Below are 21,428 nucleotides of genomic sequence, written 5' to 3' on the forward strand. Positions count from 1 at the left end.
TCATACGCTCCTTTTTCTTTTGAGAATGTACTGTGTCATACGGTCCAAAAGTATGGCTAATACGACAATGGACAAGCCTGCTTCAAACCCTTGGCCTGTTTTAATCTGCGTCACTGCGCGGTAGACATCAGCACCAATACCTTGGGCTCCAATCATGGATGCAATAACGACCATCGATAAGGAAAGCATGATCGTTTGATTCATTCCTGCCATGATGGACGGCAATGCTAAGGGGAACTGGAGTTTGAACAACTTCTGTGAAGGAGTTGAGCCAAATGCATCGGCTGCCTCCACTAAATCTTCAGCGACTTGACGAATTCCCAAATTCGTAAGTCGAATCGTTGGAGGCACTGCAAAGATAACAGAGGCAATAACACCCGGAACCACGCCTAATCCGAAGAAGGTGACAGCAGGAATCAAGTAAACAAACGCAGGCATTGTTTGCATAAAGTCGAGCAACGGTGTGGCCAAGTTACGAAACTTATCGTTTTGGGCACACCAGACACCGATTGGAATGCCAATGACGATTGAAATTAACGCTGAGGTTAACACTAGCGCCAAAGTATCCATCGTATGACTCCAAAACCCTAAATTATATATCAGCAATAAACCTAACCCCGAAAATAAGGTAAAAGACCAACGCCCTAAGTAAAAGGCCAGAACACTTACTAATCCAATGAATAATAGAACTGGAACACCATGAAAAACAAAAGATAGAGCATTTACACTTCCCTCGATACAAGTAGAGATGAATTGAAACAAAATACCCAAGTTCATTTCCAGTTTATCAACGACAAATTCCACCCATTCATCCAGCGGTATCTTGGAGATCATCGCTTTGCACCTCCTCTTTAGCAACGGGCTGCCCGGCTAACGCTCCGAGGACGGCTCCGCGCACAATGACACCAATTATACGATTGTTATCGTCAACCACGCCCACCGGATATTTAGAGCTTCCACATACTTCAAATAACTCATAAAGCATTTGATCAGGCGCCACAGTCGGCACATTTCGAATGACGATTTCCTCGAGCGTCTTTCCAGCTTTTATAGCTTCAGAAGCATCTTCAGCCGTAATGACACCTAGCAGTTTTTTCCCGCGATCAACAACAAACAAGTTCGATATTCCGCTCTCTCGCATGAGCTGAAGAGCTACTCTCGGCCCTCTGTCAAAGCCTACCGTTTCCGGTCTCCGCATCACGGATGATGCAGTTAGAACTTTGGACAGATCTACATCTTCAACAAACCTCTCTACATATTCATTCGCGGGGTTCATCATAATCTCTTCCGGCTTCCCAATCTGAACGACACTGCCATCTTTCATGAGCGCAATTCGGTCCCCAATACGAAGGGCTTCATCCAAATCGTGTGTGATAAAAATAATCGTTTTCTTCATTTTATCTTGAAGCTCTAACAGTTCATCCTGCATATCCTTGCGGATAAGCGGATCTAATGCGCTAAAAGCCTCATCCATTAAAAGAATATCCGGATCGTTTGCAAGCGCTCTGGCCAAGCCTACCCTTTGTTGCATACCTCCGCTTAATTGCGATGGCATGCTGTCGGCCCTATCCTCTAGCCCTACCAGACTTAAAGCTTCCATGGCCTTCAAACGTTTCTCACTCTTGCTCCTTCTCTGAACTTCAAGCCCATATTCCACATTCTGCACAACCGTTCTATGCGGGAATAGAGCAAACTTCTGGAATACCATAGAAATCGTTTCTCTTCGTACACGACGGAGTTCTTCATCGGTCATTTCGACGATATTTTGGCCGTTAATGTGGATACTCCCATTCGTAGGTTCGATTAACCTGTTTAGCAGGCGGACTAATGTTGATTTCCCACTGCCTGACAGCCCCATGATGACAAAAATTTCACCAGGTTCTACTGAAAAGCTGACTTCGTTGACCCCCACTGTATGCTTGGTTTCCCTGTAGATCTGTTCTTTTGAATACTTTTTGGCCATTAGCGGAAGAACAGACTCGGGATCAGGCCCAAATACTTTGGTTACCTGATGAACATCAATAATTGCCATACGCTCACTCCTTTCTGTATACGTTAATACCCTGTTACCTCTTTAAGTGTAAAGAACTAAAACAGGTTATGTCAACAGTAAATTCTGTTTATTCCGTTTGTACAGAAAAAACTGTACAATATAATCATGGTACGCCTACATGCTCCCGAATTCGGTGACATGACTTTCTTTACTTTATTAAAATAGTCTCTTACAATAACGATGTAAACATAAAGGCAGGGTGAAACTTGGAATGGAACAACTACAAAACATAAGCTTAGATCAGGAACTGATTATTCAAAAAGCTCGCAAACGTGTCATTGAATCTATTGGAAAGAACATGGATCTCTATGGCATCACCCAGTCGATTGGTCATCTGTACGGAATGCTATTCTTCCAAAACAAGCCCATGACTCTCGATGATATGCGAGAAGCGATGGAAATGAGTAAAACCAGTATGAGCACAGGTGTGCGTACGCTGGTTGATTTGAAAATGGTCAATAAAGTTTGGGAGAAGGGATCACGAAAAGATCTCTACGAGGTAGAAATGGACTGGTTTCAAACCTTCTCTGATTACTTTTCACTGAAATGGCGTAAAGCTTTAGAAATTAACCTTAGTTCTCTGAATAAGTCAAAAAAAGAACTTAATCAGCTTAATCAGCAATACCCTGATGATGCAGCCCTGCAAGCAATACTTCAAACGGATCTGGACAAAATCGATGAGGCAATTCGATATTATCAATGGCTTGATCGACTTATTGACTCTTTTGAAACAGGTGATATTTTCAACTTGATACCTAAAGATTCACCTCAGGATCAAACTAATTAAGTTTCACTCTGTATGCTCAACAGTTCATCCATAGGAAAATTGATGCACAAATAAAACTACTTCAAGATGATTTCATATCAATGTGGTTTACGTCATTTTATCGGATTCAATTAACTTTGAGTCTCTTTACAAGAGGACTTATTGTTGTTCCTTGAACAATCAGTGAAAAAACTACATTACTAAACGTCATAGCCAATATTAAGTCACGGCCATCAAAATCCGGAGAAATGCTCAAGATTAACGCAATAGACAGGGATCCTTTTAACCCGCCCCATGCTATAATCGGCTTCCAGATATCAGGTATTTCTTTATCAAAGATAAGGCTAACATAGACAGCAATGAACCTTGCCGTCAGAACAATGAGAATGCTTCCACCGATTTGAATCCACTTCTCAGAGAAATCAATATTTGAAATTTCAAGACCAACCATGAGAAAGATCAATGCGTTTGCTATAAAAGCTATTGTTTCCCAAAAGGAGTCCATTTTGTCAAGTGTTAAATCGGACATGCCGATATTTTTTCCGTAAGTTCCTAACAAGAGTCCTGCAAAAACAACCGAAATGACACCGGAGAAATGGAACATTTCAGCTAACTCAAATGCTCCATAGAACAGGACAATTGAAAGCCCGATCTCCACCAGATAATTATCAATGCTTGAGGTTATTTTTGAGGTAATGTAGCCTGTTACAACACCAATGACTATGCCTCCTAGAACAACTTTAACAAACTCCAATGCTCCATGTAATACACCAGACATGCTTAGTACCGTTGTTACCAAAGCTATTTTCAAAAGGACAACAGCTACTCCATCATTCGCCAAACTCTCTCCTTCAACGATAATGGACAACTTCTTGTTCAAACCCATTGACTTAAAGATCGTTAATACGGAGACCGGATCTGTGGCTGCCATTAATGCGCCAAAGACAAGCGCTTTTTGCAAATCGAGGCCGAGTAAGAAATATGAAAGCGCGGCTATCAGTATAAATGTCATAAAGGTTCCTAACAACGCCAGTAATAATATCGGACGTTTGTTTTCCTTGATTTCGCCAAAAGGAAGCTTTAGTGCAGCATCTCCAATTAGCGCTGACAGGAAAATTAATATCACAGCTGTTTGAAAGACATGATCCGAAGCTACGTAGGTTTTAAATTCATGAAGAGCTTCAATAGGGAAAATACCAAGCAAAAGTCCCGCAACGACAAGCAATGTTGGATACGGTTGTTTTATTTTATCCGCCAAATAAGCGATTGCAACTGCGATTCCGAGCAGTACAAGCCAGTAGTGAATCATTGAAACCTCCTATAATATGCCTTGTTGCTATTATGTGTAAATTTATGTTTCATTATCTTCACTACAATTGTTCGCTCAATGCTCGAAAAATTTGATATTCCATAATTAATTAGAAAACGGAGCCCGCTTAGCCGCGGTGCTCCGTTATTGTTGTTGCAGAATTCGTTAGATTCTACGCATGCCTAAACATAGATTCTTTTTCGAACAACTTTAAAATTACTTATTTTACTTCATTTTTCATTGTCCTCGAACATTGAAAAAGCGTATCGAATGATGTCTTCACGGATGGTGTTTGGCATGCTGTAATTCTCATGCATATAGGCATAGGGGCTGACTTTTACTTACTTGTATCTTCAGTTTGAAACTGCAGTCTACCTTTTAAAATTTCAAGTTGTGCTTCAAATCTATCAAAGTGGTCGATTACCTTCCAATCCTGCCATTTCTCTTGAAGTCGTTGAACGATATTTGAAAATACATCTGCATACCATATTTTGATCTGCTTATCTTTTATGTCTATATGGAATCCAGAAGTTGGAAAGTTTGATGTCCATTCTTCCATATGAAATTGTTTATACCCATAAAATTTATTACAGTTTTGCAATAACTCCGGTCCATGAAGCAAATATCCTTCGATCCCCCCATCTAGTGGGAAAATTAGTGTTTCTTCATCTTCAAATTTTATGCTAGCAATAGTATCAATCCAATCCAGTGCACCTGGAGGTCTTAAATTTACATTAGCTAAATCATCGTCTTTAACAGCAAGAACCTTATCTCTCGAGACGCCAACATACTCTGCAAGATCAACAATACCCTGTTTAGCGGTCTGCACTTAATTCATATAATGAAGTAAAAAGCAACGAAAGACATCATCTCTCGTTGCTTTTTCTTGCGCTTATTTTAGAGTTATCTTAAGACCGTGTTTGTCAAAGATCCCCTTCAGGACCTCTACAGCCTCTTCTTCATCAGGACCTTGAATATCAAGCTTGTACGTTTGATTGTTGAATAGAGTGACACTTAGACCCAGAATGCTTTTCACATCAATAAACCTCATGCCAACCTGAATGACAATACTGGATTGGAATTGATTCGCTGCTTGATTGATTTCTATAATGGCTTTTGTTTCCAAACCACCCATACCAACCTCTCCATTCTTGCTTCGTCGTTGCTCGAACAGATTAATCTACCTAGCGAAACTCACGGGGGATTCGCCTTGCCACACCAGTTTGAATAGCTGCATGAATGACGGCTTCCCGAATACGTCTAACGACTTCTTGATTAAACACACTTGGAATGATATAAAGCTTATTCAGTTCCTGCTGCGTTACTACGGAGGCAATCGCTGCTGAGGCAGCTAGCTTCATCTCTTCATTGATTGTGGAGGCTTGGCAGTCCAAGGTTGCACGGAAAATACCTGGAAAACAAAGTACATTGTTAATTTGATTTGGAAAATCCGATCGCCCCGTTGCAATGACCCCAGCAATGTCTTCGATTTCATCCGGATGAATTTCAGGCGTTGGATTGGCCATGACGAACACGACAGGGTTTACCGCCATCCGTTCCACATCTCCCCTTTTCAGTAAGCCCCCAGCGGACAAGCCAATGAACACATCTGCTCCTTCAATGACTTCATGTAGGGAACCAGATCGTAGGTTAGGGTTCGTTCGTTCCGCATACTCCTTCCATATCGGGTTTGCATACTCATTCGTGCGTAGTAACGCGCCATCCCGGTCAACGCCAATCAACTCTTTCACACCTGCTGCAAGCAAAATGTTGGAGCAAGCAATTCCCGCTGCGCCAACTCCGCACACGACAACTTTAGCCTCATTAATCTGTTTGCCAACTACTCTCAAAGCGTTAATGAGCCCTGCATATAATACGACGGCCGTGCCATGTTGGTCGTCATGAAAAACGGGGATATCCAGTTCATTCCGGAGCCGCTCTTCAATCTCAAAGCATCGAGGTGAAGAAATGTCCTCCAAATTAATACCGCCAAAACCTGGGGCCAAGTGCTTGATGCTTGTAACGATTTCATCTGTACTTTGCGTGTTCAAACAAATGGGAAACGCATCAACATCAGCAAACTGCTTGAATAGCATCGCCTTGCCTTCCATAACTGGCATTGCTGCATAAGGCCCGATGTTGCCGAGTCCTAGTACGGCACTGCCATCGGAGACAACAGCGACTGTATTCCGCTTAATCGTCAACTTGTAGGCGTTATCCTCATTCTCATGGATTGCCATACAGACTCTGGCGACATCCGGTGTATACACCCGGGATAAATCATCCCTGTTTTGGATGGGCGATTTGGGCTTCATTTCGATTTTACCGCCAAGATGAAGTAAAAATGTGCGATCTGAGACATGTATGAGTCTCACGCCCGAGAGATCCTTCATCCTGGCAACAATTTTGTCCAATTGGGTTTGCTCCAATGCTGTTACCGTAATGTCTCGAACCGTCCAATTCGCACCTGTTTGGATGACATCAATCGCGATGACATCCCCACCGTTTTCCGTAATCATCGTGATCAATTGACCGAAGTGAATCTGCTCTGTCAGCAGTTCCAGACGTAAAATAATGCTTTTACCACCCATTGTATTTTTCATATGCATTTACCCTTCCTCGTTCACAAGTACATTTTTACCTTTAAGCTTTAGAATCAGCGGAATCGTGATCCAAATCAAACCGATAACGAGAAATACCAGTGAAACCGGTTTTTGCAAAAAGATCATGAAATCGCCGTTTGAAATGGTAAGCGCTCTGCGCATATTGTTTTCCATCATTGGACCCAGAATAAGACCAAGTACGAGTGGTGCTAAAGGGTAATCGTTCTTGGATAAAAAATAACCCACAAGCCCGCAACCCATAATGAGCAGCAAATCAAACGTTGAATATTGTACGGCATACACCCCAAACACGGAAAAAACGATAATTAACGGAATTAAATACTTCGCAGGTGTTTCAATCACTTTGGCAAACACTTTAACAAGAGGCATATTAAGAATTAAGAGCATAAGATTTCCGACAAACATACTTGCAATAACGCCCCATGCCAGTTGTGGATGATCCTGGAATAACAAAGGACCTGGTTGGACATTGTACATGATAAAAGCACCCATCAAAATGGCAGTCGTACCCGAAGACGGGATACCCAGAGTCAAAAGCGGAATCATTGCACCGCCTGATGCAGCGTTATTCGCAGCTTCCGGCGACGCCACTCCCTCGATGGCTCCCTTTCCGAACTTCTCTGGATTTTTGCTAATCTTTTTCTCTACAATATAAGCAAAGAAAGAGGCAAGGATAGCTCCCGCTCCAGGAAGCAGGCCGATGAAAAATCCGAGCACAGAACCACGTGCAATAGGTGCCGCACTGTCTTTCATATCTTGCTTCGTCGGCATGATCCGATTAATTTTTGCAATCTCGCCGTCGTTTCCTTCGCGCTGAAGAATTGTTTTAAATACTTCTCCGACAGCAAATGTACCCACTGCAACGGTCAAGAATTCCAAACCTTGATATAGCTCAGGAATGCCGAACGTGAACCGTTCCACGCCAGACACATTGTCGATACCAATCGTTGCTAGTAAGAGTCCGAAGGCAGTCATCATGAGCGCTTTCACCATCGATTTACCTGCAAGCCCGCTGATTGCGAGTAATCCGAGCACCATGAGTGAGAAATATTCGGCTGGCCCGAACTTAATGGCTACTGCAGATAAAGGACGAGCCAGGAAAATTAGACCGATCAGTGAAATAATCCCGGCCGCAAAGGAACCGATTGCCGAAATTGCAAGCGCAGCCCCTGCTCTACCCTGTTTAGCCATTTGATAACCATCTAGTGTTGTGACGACAGAAGACGATTCTCCTGGCGTGTTCAACAAGATCGACGTCGTCGAACCTCCGTACATCGCCCCGTAATACACCCCTGCTAGTAAAATGATTGAGCTTGTAGCCGCTTCTTCCGGAGCTAAGCCACCTGTCATCGTTGCCGTGATCGGTATTAAGAGGGCTACACCGCTCATCGGACCGATTCCAGGGAGTACACCAACTACCGTACCGATCAAGACACCGAGAAATACAAATACTACATTGTGCCACTGCATCGCAGTACCCAAACCATGAAACACATAATCCAAAGTGCTCATCTTATGCCCCCCCTAACCATGTTGGAAATCCGGGAAGCGAACCATCCAGCAGATGTACATACAAATAATAAACACCATATGAGAAACTACCAGCAATAACTAAGGAAACCCACACTCTTCCCTTATGCATCGTTTGGAAACCGATCATCAGGAACAAGAACGTAGAGATTACGAATCCAATATCTTCAAGGAAATACGCATACAAGACAGCAGCGATGAAAATAATGATAAATCGTTTATAGTCCAAATTTTCTTTGCTCTTCTCCGTACGTTGTTTACGGAAAGCCTCATAAATAAGACGGAAACTCATCAAAGACAAAAACGCCCCCAAAATCATTGGAAAAATATTTGCACCTACATTACTGCCATAAGCACTTGTTGAAATGCCCAAGGAACCAATCATAAATGTAAGGCCAATGGCGAAAAATACGATGCCTGCATAACGATCAAAAGTAGTATTCATTTCTCTGCCTCCTATCCTAAGAGACAAGGGAGAAGAGCTCGTCTTCTCTCTTGTCTCTTTAGGATTTATTTCTGCATACCAAGCGCTGTTAGCATGTCTTTCAGTTGTACTTCTTGCTGCCCTAAGAAAGCTTTGAAATCGTCTGCTTTCTTATAATCCGTTTCCCAGCTATTTGCTTGCATTTCTTTTTTCCAGGCATCGGACTCTACCATTTTCTTAATGCTATCTTCCCAAAATCTTTTTGCGTCAGCGGTCATGTCCTTCGGTCCAAAGAAACCTCGCCAAATGAGGAACTCGGCATCTACACCCTGTTCTTTCATCGTCGGGATATCTTTCAAGCTGCCGCCAAGACGGGAAGGTGCGGCAATAGCAAGAATACGGATTTTCCCGGCTTTCACATATTGATCTAACGAAGAAGCATCTGTACCCAACACGTCAGCATTTCCGCCTAACAATGCCGTTACGGCTTCGCCGCCACCGTCATAGGACACATATTTCACTTTTTTGGGGTCAATGCCGTATTTGAAAGCCGGTAGAATCGAAACCAAATGGTCCATTGAGCCAGGTGCTGAGCCTCCTGCAACTGTAATCTTGGTAGGATCAGCTTTCATATCATCGAGTAAGGATTTCAGATCTTTATATTTCGAATTTGCTGCTACCGCGACAGCACCATAATCTTTCGTCAATTGGGCTAACGGCGTCGTATCATTGTAACCGTAAGGTGTGTTTCCTTCTTTTTTCAGATGATTAATCAGGATTGGTGGCGAGCTGACGAACAGCTTGTAGTTATCCTTAACATCTTTGGTAGCGTATTCTGCCATAAAAACGGTACCGCCGCCGCCTGGTTTATTTTCAACTGAAACAGGTTTATCCACAGCTTTCGTTTCCGTTAATACCTTAGCGATCGTACGGGCTGTCATATCCCAGCCGCCGCCTGCGCCTGATGGAGCAATAATGCTTAACGCTTTTTCAGGATAGTTGGATTTCGCAGCTGCAGGAGCTGTCGTCTCTTTTGATTTATCAGTAGAACCTGAAGTTGTTGCTGCCGGTTTAGCTGTGTTGCTGCCACAAGCAGCCAAACTTACTGCAAGCATGCTAATAGCTGTTACTTTCCAATAAGCTGAAAAAAGTTGTTTTATCAAATGAAACCCCTCCGTTTTTAGTAAAAAGTTATCTTGTATTCGCTTTCTTTAAAGCGCTTTCAGAATAACATCTACAGGTATCCGTAGGGAAGTTTATGGAGATTAGTTGCAATAACAGCGTTTTGACCATTTTGTTCATATTGTTCACGGATCTGGTTACCCTATAACGGTCAAAATGATAACGCTTTATGATACAATTTAAACAAAAATAGGAGGCCTGCGTGGATCATGAGGCTTCAGACCAAGCTTATTTTAATCATTTGTTCGTTCCTCTCCATCGTGATTATCTCTTTAGGCAGTATATTTTATTACATCATGACCACGGCACTTGAGGATCAGATTGGAACACGCGCCTTAAAGGTTGCTGAAACTGTTGCTAATATGCCTGACATTCGCCATGCATTTCAGACTTCCGACCCGTCTAAGGCCATCCAACCTATTGCCGAAACTATCCGAGAAAAAATCGATGCTGAATATATCGTTGTCGGGAATCGCGAAGGGATTCGCTTCTCGCATCCACTTCCTGAACGAATCGGGAAAGAAATGGTTGGCGGCGACAACGGCCCTGTCTTGGAAGGACAATCCATTGTTTCCAAAGCCATCGGCTCCCTTGGACCTTCGCTTCGCGGTAAAGCGCCTATCTTTGATGAGCAAGGCCAAGTTATAGGGATTGTGTCCGTCGGATTTCTTACGGAGGATATCGATTCGATCACTTACGCCTATCAATCGCGTATTGAGGTAATCTCCCTTATCGTTCTGATCATTGGCCTAATCGGTTCAATCCTTATCGCGCGTAACGTCCGGAGCTCCATACATGGACTTGAACCCAAAGAAATCGGCGAGTTATATACGGAAAAGCAGGCGATTCTGCAAACGATTCGCGAAGGAATTATCGCCGTAAATCGAGATGGCATCATCACGATGGTGAACCGCTATGCCTTGCAGCTTTTGCAGCTGCCGCTAAGTGCAAAAATCACGGGCAGGCACATTGAGGATGTGATTCCGAACACCCGATTGACCGAGGTGGTACGTACAGGAGAGGCCGATTTCGACCATGAAATGCTCATTGGTGATCATGATGTCATCGTCAATCGCGTGCCGATTGTAAGCCGAAAACACGGTGTCACTGGTGCCGTTTCAAGCTTTCGAAGTAAATCCGAGCTTTACCGATTGGCTGAGGAACTATCCCAAGTAAAACGTTTCGCAGAAGCCCTGCGGGCTCAGACACATGAATTCTCTAACAAGTTATATGTCATCTCTGGACTCATTCAACTGGAATCGTATCAAGAGGCTGTCGATCTCATCTCCAAAGAATCCGATGTTCACCAGAATTGGGTACAGTTCATTATGACTGAAATTCCTGATCCCATGATCGGTGGACTGTTAATTGGCAAATTCAATCATGCACAGGAATTGAAACTAACTTTTGAAATTGACAGTGAGAGCTCATTTCGAGATATACCTGAAGAAATCGATCGTAATCTACTGATCACGATTATCGGTAACTTAATCGACAATGCGATGGAAGCTGTACTAGCTGTGGAAGTGCAGACTATGCCGTATGTGAAATTATTTTTAACTGATCTCGGTGACGATTTGATAATCGAATGTGAGGACTGCGGTATTGGTATTCCAGAAGAATTGGGTAATGCAGTGTTTGAAAAAGGATTTTCAACTAAAGAAGGTGAGAACAGAGGTATTGGTCTAGCACTAGTTCAGCACGCTGTAAGCAAGCTTAATGGATATATCACTTTCCATAAAAATCTGGAATGCGGTACGGTCTTCACCGTCGCCATACCGAAACACCCGACATCCACAGAAAGGAGTCCTGATCGTGATCCTGGAATCCCAACAACCGACAATTGAAGTATTAATTATCGAAGACGATGTGAAAATAGCCGAAATAAACCGAAGGTTTATAGAGAAAGTAGACGGCTTTCACGTTGTCGCAATCGCTACAGATGATGTTCAAGCAAAAGAGCAGTTAGACATCTTAAAGCCAAATTTAGTTCTACTAGATGTTTATTTTCCTGGCTCCAATGGACTGGACATGCTGTCTTATATTCGTCAACATTATCGGGATACCGACGTCATTATGATCACAGCAGCCAAAGAGGTCGAAGTCATACGGGAAGCCGTTCGAAGCGGAGCTTTCGATTATATTATGAAACCTCTAATATTTAACAGATTGCAAGAAACTCTCCTGCGTTATATGGACTTTCACAACGAGCTGAATCGTCTTAATCAAAGTGGCTCTATTAATCAAAATGATGTTGATCGTCTCATTTCGGGGGCAGGTAAGAAAGACTCTAGTATTGATAATTCCTATCTTCCCAAAGGTATTGATAAATTAACGCTAGTCAAAATTGTGCAAGCGATTTCCGCCGCGGAGCACGGAATGTCCGCGGAGCAAATTGCCAAAGAAATTGGTGTCAGCCGTTCGACAGGACGCCGTTATTTAGAGCATTTGGTCTCCTCGGGCGAAGTATTCGCAGATCTGACTTATGGGGTCGTGGGGCGCCCCGAGAGGGTCTATCGTAAGAAAGAGTGATAACTGACTTAAAAAAGAGCCACTCGTAGTTCAATGTCATTAAGTTAAGCTTCAAGACAAGACTGGAAATCAAAACAGAATCCGAAACGGCATGGGATAGCCCCGTGCCGTTTATTTTTGGTTGCGAGCAAAGAAGTGCGGACAGCAAAACAGGCGGATTGTCTATCCACTTTTAATAAATGCTCATGTGAAATAAATTAAATGTATAGAAGTAAGTACTCATCCATTCTAATTACTTTTGTTCGTATATAAACAAAAAAAATGCTTGCCACTAGGAATCGAGTGGCAAGCATTTTTATATAGACTCACAATTATACGATTAAAAAACAAGGCAGCATTGTAGTAAAAACTTTCGACTATCTTGAAAATAAGAAAATATATAAATCTCTGAAACCTCAAAATTCGTTGAGCCCTATTCCGAAGAGTACTATAACAGACTAACTATAAACGGTTATTGAATGGGAGGTGAGTAGATTTCCAAATCGTTACTGCTAGGATAAAGTAGATTTACCGTTAGCCGCATAAGAATCCGACAAGATAGTTAAATTCCTAACATATCTTTCAGTTAGACTCGTATGTGATGAATTATTTTGAGGAACATAATTTACAAGGTGCTTTGTTTCGGCGAATCCCCTACTCCTTCGTGACTAGTCAACTACATCTCCTTCTGGTGATATTGAGTACCACAGGGGCTGCTAAGAAGCAGCTTAAATTCGAACTTCAGGCCTTCTCTAAGTTTTGGTTGTAGTTCGCCGTTAGCGAAACGGTATTTACTTATTTAAAATCAAACGTCAATTTGATCCCTGTTTTCTTATCTACTGCTAAAATCATTAATTCAAGTAACCTTTTAGTTTCACTGATCGCTACACTTCATTTTGTTTCAGTAAGAAAATCATTTACAACTTGATAAAAACCGTCTAAATCATCAGAGTGAACACCATGGCCACATTCTTCGAAAACTACAAGCTTAGTGTTAGGTCTTCGATTTTCCATCTGCTCTGCTTGTTTGATGTCAAGAAAGAAGCTTTTTTTACCATGAATCAGCAAAATAGGACAATTAGAAGATAACCAATCTTCCCACCAAACCCCATTAGATTGTGGTACGGAAACTTGCAGCCCCTTTATATCTGTACGGAACCCCCATCCCCGTTCATCCTCGAACACGCTTTCTGAAAAATAATCAATCGCTTGAAGCCCCACACTTCCAAGTGAATCTCTTAGTTCTTTTAAAGAGGCCGAACGATATGGAAGCTTGTCGGCAAATGAGAAGTCCGCGTTTATTTCCACTCCGATATCCTCAACGATAACGGCTTCGACCCATTCAGGATAACGAGCCGCGAATTGATAAGCGTTCAACCCACCTAGAGAATGTCCCAGTAGCGTTACGCGTTTTCCCCCGAGTTCATTTTGAATCAAGTTTAATAGGTCATTGATGTAATCATTTCTTGCGTATTCCATGCCAGAAGGATGTTCACTCCAACCATGTCCGCGCTGATCTACAGCTATAACCCGCCAATCTTTAAATTTGACAGCCAGCTCCGAAAATGTTCTTGCATTAGTCATATATCCATGTAACATAATAAGCACATTATTACTTTCTCCACCAAAGTCAAGGTAGGAAAGCTCAAGATCACCCGAGTTAAAATATTTTCTTATAGCCGGAATATTATCGTGTAAAATCTCCATTTTTTTCTCTCCCTTTATTAAATAATCTTCTTTAAAACGAATCAGTTATCAATACTTTTAGAACGTAATGTAGGTGACTCTAGCACTCGTTGTTTCCGTCCGTATAAACAAGCAAACAAGGCGGAAAGCACCATAAATAGAGAGCTGGATGTTACACCAAATTTCAAACCGTATTGATCGACAACCCAACCTCCAACCATAGGACCTATAATTTGCCCTGCTGCAAAAGTAGCAGTGGCTACGCTTAGGCATACCGCATAAATGCTACTTGGTACATAACGGCGAAGCAGAGCTGTAGTCATCAACGGCGGGGTAATAAATGAAACCAACCCAATAATTACCGCTCCTAATGAAGTAAGCAGAATACGATTTGTCGTTACTCCTAATACACCAATCGCACCTATTGCTAACCCCAATGCAAGCGTATACCCGCTCGGCCATCGGTCAATGGCTCTGCCTCCAATCCAACCGTTGAATAAACCTGCAGATCCGATACCAGACCAAATTAGTCCAGCATAGATCGACGGAATTCCTTTATTCACGAGATAAGGAACCAAAAAAGTGAAATAAATGATATATCCCCAACCAAAGAAAAAATAAGATCCAAGCAAGAATAAAAAATTATTTGGACTAAACATGATTCTGAATACACTCACTTGTTCTTGTTCCCGTGAATTCGATTCAAGTTCTGTGAATAGAGTACTCTCAAAAATTTGCTTTCTTGTTACCAACTCAAAGCCCATCGTAGCAAGAATTCCGAAGATGCCCATGGACAGCCATGCATAGCGCCAGCCATCCAAATGAGTAGGCTCTATGATATATGGTGCGAATAAGCCTGTAACCAGAATTCCGGCAGATCCACCTAACCATATTAGACCAGAAGCCATTCCTCGCTCAGGGGGTTGAACGGCGTCCGTAGCAATAGACAAGACCAACACCGTTGCCAATGCTGAAAAAAAACCAATCATAAACCGCCATAGTCCGAGCTGAATGAAGTGATCGCTAAACGCTGAGCCTATCATGGCCAATCCAAGTAATAAACATGAAATTCTATTGATGACATTCTTTCTATGCTGAAAACGTGAAATTAATAACGGTAAAGCTAAGGTTCCGGCTAAATAACCAATGAAATTAACGGTTCCTAACAAACCTAATTCAGCGTAGCTTCCCCCTATTTCCCTTTGAATCCCTGGTAAGAACAATCCATAGGATAGCCGTGAAAATCCAAGGATTAAAGCAAATAATAGTGATGCCCATAAGGTGATCCAATTGAATGCCGATTTATAACCTAAACCCATAGCATCCCTCCTGCCAAAAAATTGTTCTTGTAACTATTGTAAATTGGTATCAGAGTTTTGTAAAATTGAATTATCTGAATGAATTGTTCATATTTATAAAACAAAAGGATGAGGAACATGGATCTGCGAGCATTAACAACATTTGAAGCGATTTTGCGTCTTGGAAGCTTTCAGAAAGCTGCTGAAGAACTCCAATTTGCACCTTCTACAGTAACACTTCAGATTCAGCGTCTTGAAGCTGACCTAGGAGTCTCTTTATTCGTTCGTGATGGCAAACGCATGGTTGCTTCTGAAGCCGGCCGATGGCTCTATCAGGAAGCATCTGCTTTGCTGAAAAAAATAGGATCCATGAGACAGACGATCTCCGATTTCGGCACGGGGGATGGCGGAACCATTCGTTTTGCCGCTATAGAGCCTATCGCGAGTCAATCGATAGCGACTATCGTAGCTGATTTTTGTAAACTTCGTCCGCAAGTGCAGTTATCTATGGAGATTAGCGGTAGTAAATCTATCGCAGAAAGAGTTCGATCCGGTGAATTGGATTTCGGCATATGCGCATCTCCATCAGTAAACCTCATGTTGGAGTTTGAGCCTCTTATTGAAGAAAAATTGGGGGTATTGATGAGAGCTGATGACCCAATGGCCAATCAAACTTGCCTCGAGGTGAAAGACCTTGCCGGATTAACCATTCTGCTTAAAGAGCAAACCTGTATTTATAGAGAAATATCAGAGAAAATATTATGTCAAACTGGCCAAAATCCTTTTTTTGGTATCGAAGTGGGAAGTTTTTCTGTGATTCGGCAAATGGTCAAAGCTGGTCTCGGTATCGGAATTATTCCTATTTATAAAGGCTTGGAACTAGAAAATACCTTAGTCATTAGACCTTTTGTTGATATAGCCCCCACTGTTGCTATTGGCCTGGTTTTTAAAAATAGCAACATCCTGGGAAGGGCATCATTATTATTAATGAATGCTTTAAGGGATAGGTTAAAAAAAACAAAATGATATTCAGTATTGGTCATTCAAAGCTATGAGCACCTTCTACAATCCATCGCTCCGAACGGATGCTCTAATGCTCGACATTGTCGGTAATCGGACAATATTCTTAGCACTCGACAGTTGACAAGAACTTGATGTCATAAATGACAAGAACTTAATCACATTCCTGATTATTGCCGATTGTCACAGGCATAGGTGTAACAATCGTTACATTTGGCCCAAAACTGACATTATTCCCAGGGTCCTAGCTCCGGATATCGTTTCTGGATCAGCTCGCGCCAGCTGAAATCGCCACGTTCAATCGCCTTCACCAACAGCTCCGCCGTTGCCATATTGGTCGCAACCGGAATACTGTGCAAATCGGCTATACGCAGCAATGCCGTTATATAAGGCTCGTGCGGCTGTGCTATAAGTTGGTCACGTAAAAGAACGATTAAATCTATTTGATTCATAGCGAATCAGCGCCACGATTTGGTCCCGCTCATCGGTCCTGACATATATGGTGTTATCATCAGATTCGTGTTTTCCTTTATTCGCCTTGCAATCGAACCCGTGACATATAGTTGATGATTTTGCAGCTCATGCTCGTAAGCGATGCCGAAATCGACCATCTCTTCTGCTTTGCTTTCATGTGCAATAAGAGTTATGTGTAAACTCATTGTTGTTCCCTTCTCTAATATCTGATTGATACTGCTAGGCAATGGATAATCCAATTTAAGCTAAATAAAAACACGAACACTGATGCCTTAGACAGCTTTTCCGAGAATTCCCTCCGCTTTTCCCTTGGTATATCGGTTTGGCATTAGCACTACCGAAATTCCAGTCATCTCTGACAGATTCGAGATACCTTTAACCCCGACTTACCAAGTTTCACGTATTCCATGATTCCTCCTCTCCCCCATGCTTATCGATGATAAACGAAAAGCGCTACGCTTTTGTCGTTGTAAACAATCTCTGATTTAGTTACTTTAAATAAAGTGGGGTCATGAATGTGAATTGCCATACCTCGTTCCATGTGAAGTCGAAGTGCATCTTCTCTTGTGAAATATTGAGCAAAAGTTGAAAGAGAATAGACGAGCTTGCGTTAGAAAATCAAATCATACAGAAGGAGCATATTAAGAATAAAAATCACTTCATTTTCAATATTGGCACTTTAAAAAGTATTACAAGCCCGATAGTTGCAATTACAGAAATAAAGAGTCGGATTCAAAGATCGTTAGTGTAAATTTTTACGTATGAATTCCAGTTTGGAATCGACTAGGCAACGACATAAATGACTAAGCAAAAGATGGGCTGATATATGATCCTTTCCAATTAGATACCTCACCATTTTTCTAACAAGCACGGAGTCTCAAAGGAGACAGCATACCTAGTAGGAGAAATGGGCAGTTTCAAAATAGAGGTATGAGGAACTTTGCAGGCTTATAAAGTCAAAGCTTTTCAAAGTTATAAACTGCAGGTGTAATTGAATAGTGGATCAGACTGTTTTGATTTCATGAAATATAAGGTTCACACCTAAGTAAACCTCCAGGAATTAATTGTTAACTGCTGGGCAAATTAACATTTAGATTGAATTTGGAGAGGAGCAGACTAGAAATGAATAAACCGGAACGGTACGCCAATATAATACCAATGGCAGAACTGAACACGAAAGAAAAACGACTTCAACCTTTTTCTGTGTTTAACCAACTTCGTCAAACGACGCCTGTTCGTTATGATAAAAGTAGAAGCTGTTGGGATGTGTTTCGCTACGAGGACATCCATCGTATTCTCAAAGATCCCACCACCTTTTCTTCAATACGCGGATTAGCTGTAAAAGACAGAGAGACCATTCTTACAATGGATCCTCCCCGCCATACACAACTAAGGGGTTTAGTAAACAAGGCGTTTACACCTAAAGTAATCTCGGATTTGGCAACACGAATCTCCACAATCACCGACGAATTACTTGATGCTGTTGAAATCAAAAAGACTATGGACATAGTTTCCGATCTGGCCGTTCCGCTGCCGGTGATTATTATAGCGGAGTTGCTTGGCGTCCCCCCAGAAGATCGCAACTTATTTAAGAAATGGTCGGACATTCTTGTGAAAGGACCTGACCAAAATACTGAAGAGGAATTCACGCAAGTCATTGCGGAGAAAGAGCAAGCCACCCATGAGCTTAATGATTATTTCGTTCAGATTGTCGAGCAGCGTCGTAATGAGCCCAAAGAGGATCTGATTTCACTTCTGTTGCAAGCCGAAGTCGAAGGAGAGAAGCTTAGCGACAAAGAGATTCTTGGCTTTTCGATTTTGCTCCTCGCTGCTGGTAATGAAACGACAACCAATTTGATTACAAACGCTGTCCGCCTTGTGACGGAAGACCGAACGCTCCAACAGCAACTTCGCGGTATCCCAGAACTTATTCCTGGTTTTATTGAAGAAGTCTTACGTTTCTATCCCCCCATTCAAGCCATAGGACGAGTAGCGACGAAAGACGTGGAGATCGGAGACTTCAAAATAAAAAAAGGGCAGCAGGTCATCTCTTGGGTGGCATCTGCTAATCGCGATGAGGCTAAATTTGCAGAACCGGATTCTTTTATTGTGGACCGCAAACCAAATGCCCATCTTTCGTTTGGATTCGGCATACATTTCTGTCTAGGAGCACCTTTAGCAAGGCTTGAAGGGCAAATCGTGATTGAGAGGCTCATGAAACGGTTCGTGGATATTCAGTTTGTCCCAAATTCGGAGATGATGTACATTCAAAGCCCCTTTGTTTTTGGAGTTAAACAGTTTACTGTCCGTATGACGTAAAAAAACTAGATCAATGCGAGTGTTCAGTCAGAATTAAAGTTTTATACTGCACACTCTGTGAATCATAAGAATTCTCATAAGGCTTTGACGACAGCTTTATAGGTCTTAGACTCTGATTAGAAAAAAAGTAGATTTAGTTTAAATTTGAATTATTCAACTATGCTGCCCGTTAGTTGAGAAAAGGCAACCGATCACTAGGTCGGCTGCCTTCTCTTGTTGTTATTGAACAAATGTTTTCCGTTAGCTTAGAACGTGTGGATTAATCAACGTGCTCCTCAATCAATGAGATTTTCCTTCCTTAATCTCGAAAACTCCGTCGCATAATACGCCATGGCGATGGCCGGTAAAGCGATTCCGATCAGCAGTGCCGCCTCCCAGCCCCCCGTTGCGTAAGCCCATCCCCCTGCCGCTGAGCCTATAGCGCCCCCTAAAAAGAAAATGGCCATATACAAACCGTTAAGCCTACTGCGAAATTCCGCTCCTAAAGAGAAAATCACCCGCTGCCCGAGAACCATGTTGGCGGAAACCCCCATGTCAAGTAAAATCGCCGAAACTACGAGGATGGGGATTGCCAGTGCAGAACTTGATGGAACCAGCAAGGGAAGCAACCCGGAAAAGATGACGATGGCCAACGCCCATCCCGTAGCCGGGCGAACCCATCCGCGGTCTGCCATACGGCCCGCCGCTGGCGCCACAATTGCCCCCATTACCCCGACTAATGCGAACAGAGCGACCTCCTTCTGAGTGAAATGGAACAGCGGACTTGTCAATACCAACGGAACTGTAGTCCAAAACAAACTGAACGTTCCGAATACACAAGCATGATAAATTGCCCTCCGGCGCAATGCCGGTGTCGCCTTCAGCAGATGCAGCATGGAGTGCAGCAACGCCGGGTAAGCTGTAGCGGTCAAAGGCTTCCTTGAGGGTAGTGCCTTTGCCAATACAAGAGCCAGCGTGAAAATCAATGCTGCGGAAATGAAATATATGGCGCGCCAGCCCATATACTCCGCCACCAAGCTTGAAATGGGACGCGCGAGCATAATCCCCAGAAGTAGCCCGCTCATGACGTTGCCCACATTGCGACCGCGCACGGCTTCAGGCGAAAGATGAGCCGCATACGGCACAAGGATTTGTGCTGCTACGGAACCTACTCCGATCACGAGTGAAGCGGTGAGGAACAGGATGGCGCTTTTGATTACAGCGGCAATTGTCAAAACGACGGCTGTAAGGAGCAATGATGAAAGGATCAACTTACGATTTTCCAGGATGTCTCCCAACGGTACGATAAATAACAAGCCAATCCCGTAGCCGACTTGAGTCAATGTAACGATGAGTGCGGCAGCCCCGGAGGAGAGCCCGATGGTCGAACCGATGGAGCCTATCAATGGTTGAGCATAATAAAGATTTGCCGCTATGATACCGCAAGCGGCTGCCAGGATAAAAATCAGCGATGGCGAAACCGATTTTTCCGTTGGAATGGAAGCTGAATGCATAGAAAGTCCCCCTTTGCTCACCAGAAATTTTATGGAACAGTTGTTCCAGAATGTGCAAAAAAAAATGTTTTATATCATTTCCATCACCATGTCTATCATCTGCTGCATCTTGCTGCGGTCACCCTGCACCTTCGAAACGATATTTATACTATGATTCAGGTTTGAGAGCAGATAAGATAAAGTCTTGATATCTTTCCCAGACATGATTTCTCCCGTCTCCTGACCTTTGCGCAGCAGCTCGTAGAAGGATTTCTCCAATTCGTCAAACCGCTCCCTGATCAACGCATTCAGTTGCTCATCTGGCGAATCCATGCCGACTGCTGCATTAGTTATGAGACAGCCCTTCGGCGACTCGCCGTCCAAGGCGGAATCGATGTGTATCTCGAAGTACTGCCGGATTCCCGATTTTGCGGATGTCGCATTGACGAGGATGTCCCGTTTGGCTTGCTTCCACTTCTTGTAGCAGTTGATCGCCTCGATATAAAGCGTTTGTTTGTCCCCGAACGTTTCGTACAGACTTGATCTGCTAAGATCCATAGCTTCCAGCAAATCGGGAATGCTTGCCGCTTCGTAGCCCTTCTTCCAAAAAACGAGCATCGCTTTATGAAGCACCGCTTCTTTATCAAACTCTTTGTAGCGTCCCATGGTTCTCCCTCCGTTTCCGTAGGTAGAGTATATACTTTTCTGGAACGATAAGTCCAGTATTTTCTGCAGATATGAAAGTTAGCTCAGGCTGGGA

Annotated in this window: 18 protein-coding genes and 1 pseudogene; 5 read left to right on the plus strand and 14 right to left on the minus strand. The window is 42.9% G+C overall.

The window, feature by feature from the left end; translation table 11 throughout:
- Nucleotides 1-834: an ABC transporter permease gene (locus tag ACUN27_RS26265; protein WP_326063430.1), complete on the minus strand. Its 834-nt coding sequence runs from the start codon at nucleotides 832-834 to the stop codon at nucleotides 1-3.
- Entirely contained in the window at nucleotides 809-2,032 is a 1,224-nt protein-coding gene (locus ACUN27_RS26270) for a quaternary amine ABC transporter ATP-binding protein (RefSeq protein ID WP_445559795.1), read from the minus strand. The genes ACUN27_RS26265 and ACUN27_RS26270 overlap by 26 nt, the downstream gene beginning before the upstream one ends.
- A gap of 232 nt (nucleotides 2,033-2,264) precedes the next feature.
- Here ACUN27_RS26270 and ACUN27_RS26275 point away from each other — a divergent pair, with 232 nt between their 5' ends.
- A complete protein-coding gene (locus ACUN27_RS26275) occupies nucleotides 2,265-2,840 on the plus strand; it encodes a GbsR/MarR family transcriptional regulator (RefSeq protein WP_326063428.1) in 576 nt (191 codons plus the stop codon).
- A 106-nt stretch (nucleotides 2,841-2,946) separates the two neighbouring features.
- On the opposite strand, the gene ACUN27_RS26280 is transcribed toward ACUN27_RS26275, so the two are convergent.
- The 7 genes from ACUN27_RS26280 to ACUN27_RS26310 form a co-directional block, all read right to left on the minus strand.
- Nucleotides 2,947-4,128, minus strand: a complete 1,182-nt coding sequence (locus ACUN27_RS26280; protein ID WP_326063427.1) for a cation:proton antiporter — start codon at nucleotides 4,126-4,128, stop codon at nucleotides 2,947-2,949.
- Nucleotides 4,129-4,465: 337 nt separating this feature from the next.
- Complete coding sequence (locus ACUN27_RS26285) at nucleotides 4,466-4,957, minus strand: hypothetical protein (protein ID WP_326063426.1); 492 nt, start codon at nucleotides 4,955-4,957, stop codon at nucleotides 4,466-4,468.
- A gap of 63 nt (nucleotides 4,958-5,020) precedes the next feature.
- Nucleotides 5,021-5,263: an HPr family phosphocarrier protein gene (locus ACUN27_RS26290; protein WP_326063424.1), complete on the minus strand. Its 243-nt coding sequence runs from the start codon at nucleotides 5,261-5,263 to the stop codon at nucleotides 5,021-5,023.
- Nucleotides 5,264-5,312: 49 nt separating this feature from the next.
- Nucleotides 5,313-6,731: an NAD-dependent malic enzyme gene (locus ACUN27_RS26295; RefSeq protein WP_315954715.1), complete on the minus strand. Its 1,419-nt coding sequence runs from the start codon at nucleotides 6,729-6,731 to the stop codon at nucleotides 5,313-5,315.
- Between the two features lie 6 nt (nucleotides 6,732-6,737).
- Complete coding sequence (locus tag ACUN27_RS26300; RefSeq protein WP_315954716.1) at nucleotides 6,738-8,264, minus strand: tripartite tricarboxylate transporter permease; 1,527 nt, start codon at nucleotides 8,262-8,264, stop codon at nucleotides 6,738-6,740.
- Between the two features lies 1 nt (nucleotide 8,265).
- Nucleotides 8,266-8,727: a tripartite tricarboxylate transporter TctB family protein gene (locus ACUN27_RS26305; protein WP_326063423.1), complete on the minus strand. Its 462-nt coding sequence runs from the start codon at nucleotides 8,725-8,727 to the stop codon at nucleotides 8,266-8,268.
- 65 nt (nucleotides 8,728-8,792) lie between these two features.
- Entirely contained in the window at nucleotides 8,793-9,821 is a 1,029-nt protein-coding gene (locus ACUN27_RS26310; protein WP_379174442.1) for a Bug family tripartite tricarboxylate transporter substrate binding protein, read from the minus strand.
- Nucleotides 9,822-10,097: 276 nt separating this feature from the next.
- On the opposite strand from ACUN27_RS26310, the gene ACUN27_RS26315 reads away from it, so the two are divergent.
- Both ACUN27_RS26315 and ACUN27_RS26320 read left to right on the plus strand, forming a co-directional pair.
- On the plus strand, nucleotides 10,098-11,735 hold the full coding sequence (locus ACUN27_RS26315; protein ID WP_445559796.1) for an ATP-binding protein: 1,638 nt from the start codon (nucleotides 10,098-10,100) through the stop codon (nucleotides 11,733-11,735).
- The gene (locus ACUN27_RS26320) at nucleotides 11,704-12,420 is read left to right on the plus strand and encodes a response regulator (RefSeq protein ID WP_445559797.1); all 717 of its coding nucleotides are present in this window, start codon (nucleotides 11,704-11,706) and stop codon (nucleotides 12,418-12,420) included. The genes ACUN27_RS26315 and ACUN27_RS26320 overlap by 32 nt, the downstream gene beginning before the upstream one ends.
- An 870-nt stretch (nucleotides 12,421-13,290) precedes the next feature.
- Here the strand turns inward: ACUN27_RS26320 and ACUN27_RS26325 are convergent.
- A complete protein-coding gene (locus ACUN27_RS26325; protein WP_315954721.1) occupies nucleotides 13,291-14,106 on the minus strand; it encodes an alpha/beta fold hydrolase in 816 nt (271 codons plus the stop codon).
- Nucleotides 14,107-14,147: 41 nt separating this feature from the next.
- A complete protein-coding gene (locus ACUN27_RS26330; protein WP_326063420.1) occupies nucleotides 14,148-15,404 on the minus strand; it encodes a YbfB/YjiJ family MFS transporter in 1,257 nt (418 codons plus the stop codon).
- 117 nt (nucleotides 15,405-15,521) lie between these two features.
- Here ACUN27_RS26330 and ACUN27_RS26335 point away from each other — a divergent pair, with 117 nt between their 5' ends.
- Nucleotides 15,522-16,409 (plus strand): LysR family transcriptional regulator, encoded by an 888-nt coding sequence (locus ACUN27_RS26335; protein ID WP_326063419.1) that lies wholly within the window; start codon nucleotides 15,522-15,524, stop codon nucleotides 16,407-16,409.
- 224 nt (nucleotides 16,410-16,633) lie between these two features.
- On the opposite strand, the pseudogene ACUN27_RS26340 reads toward ACUN27_RS26335, so the two are convergent.
- Nucleotides 16,634-17,062: pseudogene (locus tag ACUN27_RS26340) on the minus strand (methylglyoxal synthase).
- A gap of 937 nt (nucleotides 17,063-17,999) precedes the next feature.
- On the opposite strand from ACUN27_RS26340, the gene ACUN27_RS26345 reads away from it, so the two are divergent.
- Nucleotides 18,000-19,196, plus strand: a complete 1,197-nt coding sequence (locus ACUN27_RS26345; protein ID WP_326063418.1) for a cytochrome P450 — start codon at nucleotides 18,000-18,002, stop codon at nucleotides 19,194-19,196.
- Nucleotides 19,197-19,471: 275 nt separating this feature from the next.
- Here ACUN27_RS26345 and ACUN27_RS26350 read toward each other — a convergent pair whose 3' ends face one another.
- Together ACUN27_RS26350 and ACUN27_RS26355 are read right to left on the minus strand one after the other, a co-directional pair.
- Nucleotides 19,472-20,689, minus strand: coding sequence for an MFS transporter (locus ACUN27_RS26350; protein WP_326063417.1), 1,218 nt, complete (start codon nucleotides 20,687-20,689; stop codon nucleotides 19,472-19,474).
- A gap of 69 nt (nucleotides 20,690-20,758) precedes the next feature.
- Complete coding sequence (locus ACUN27_RS26355; RefSeq protein ID WP_326063415.1) at nucleotides 20,759-21,334, minus strand: TetR/AcrR family transcriptional regulator; 576 nt, start codon at nucleotides 21,332-21,334, stop codon at nucleotides 20,759-20,761.
- Nucleotides 21,335-21,428 lie beyond the last annotated feature (94 nt).

The organism is Paenibacillus sp. WC2504, assembly GCF_052682475.1.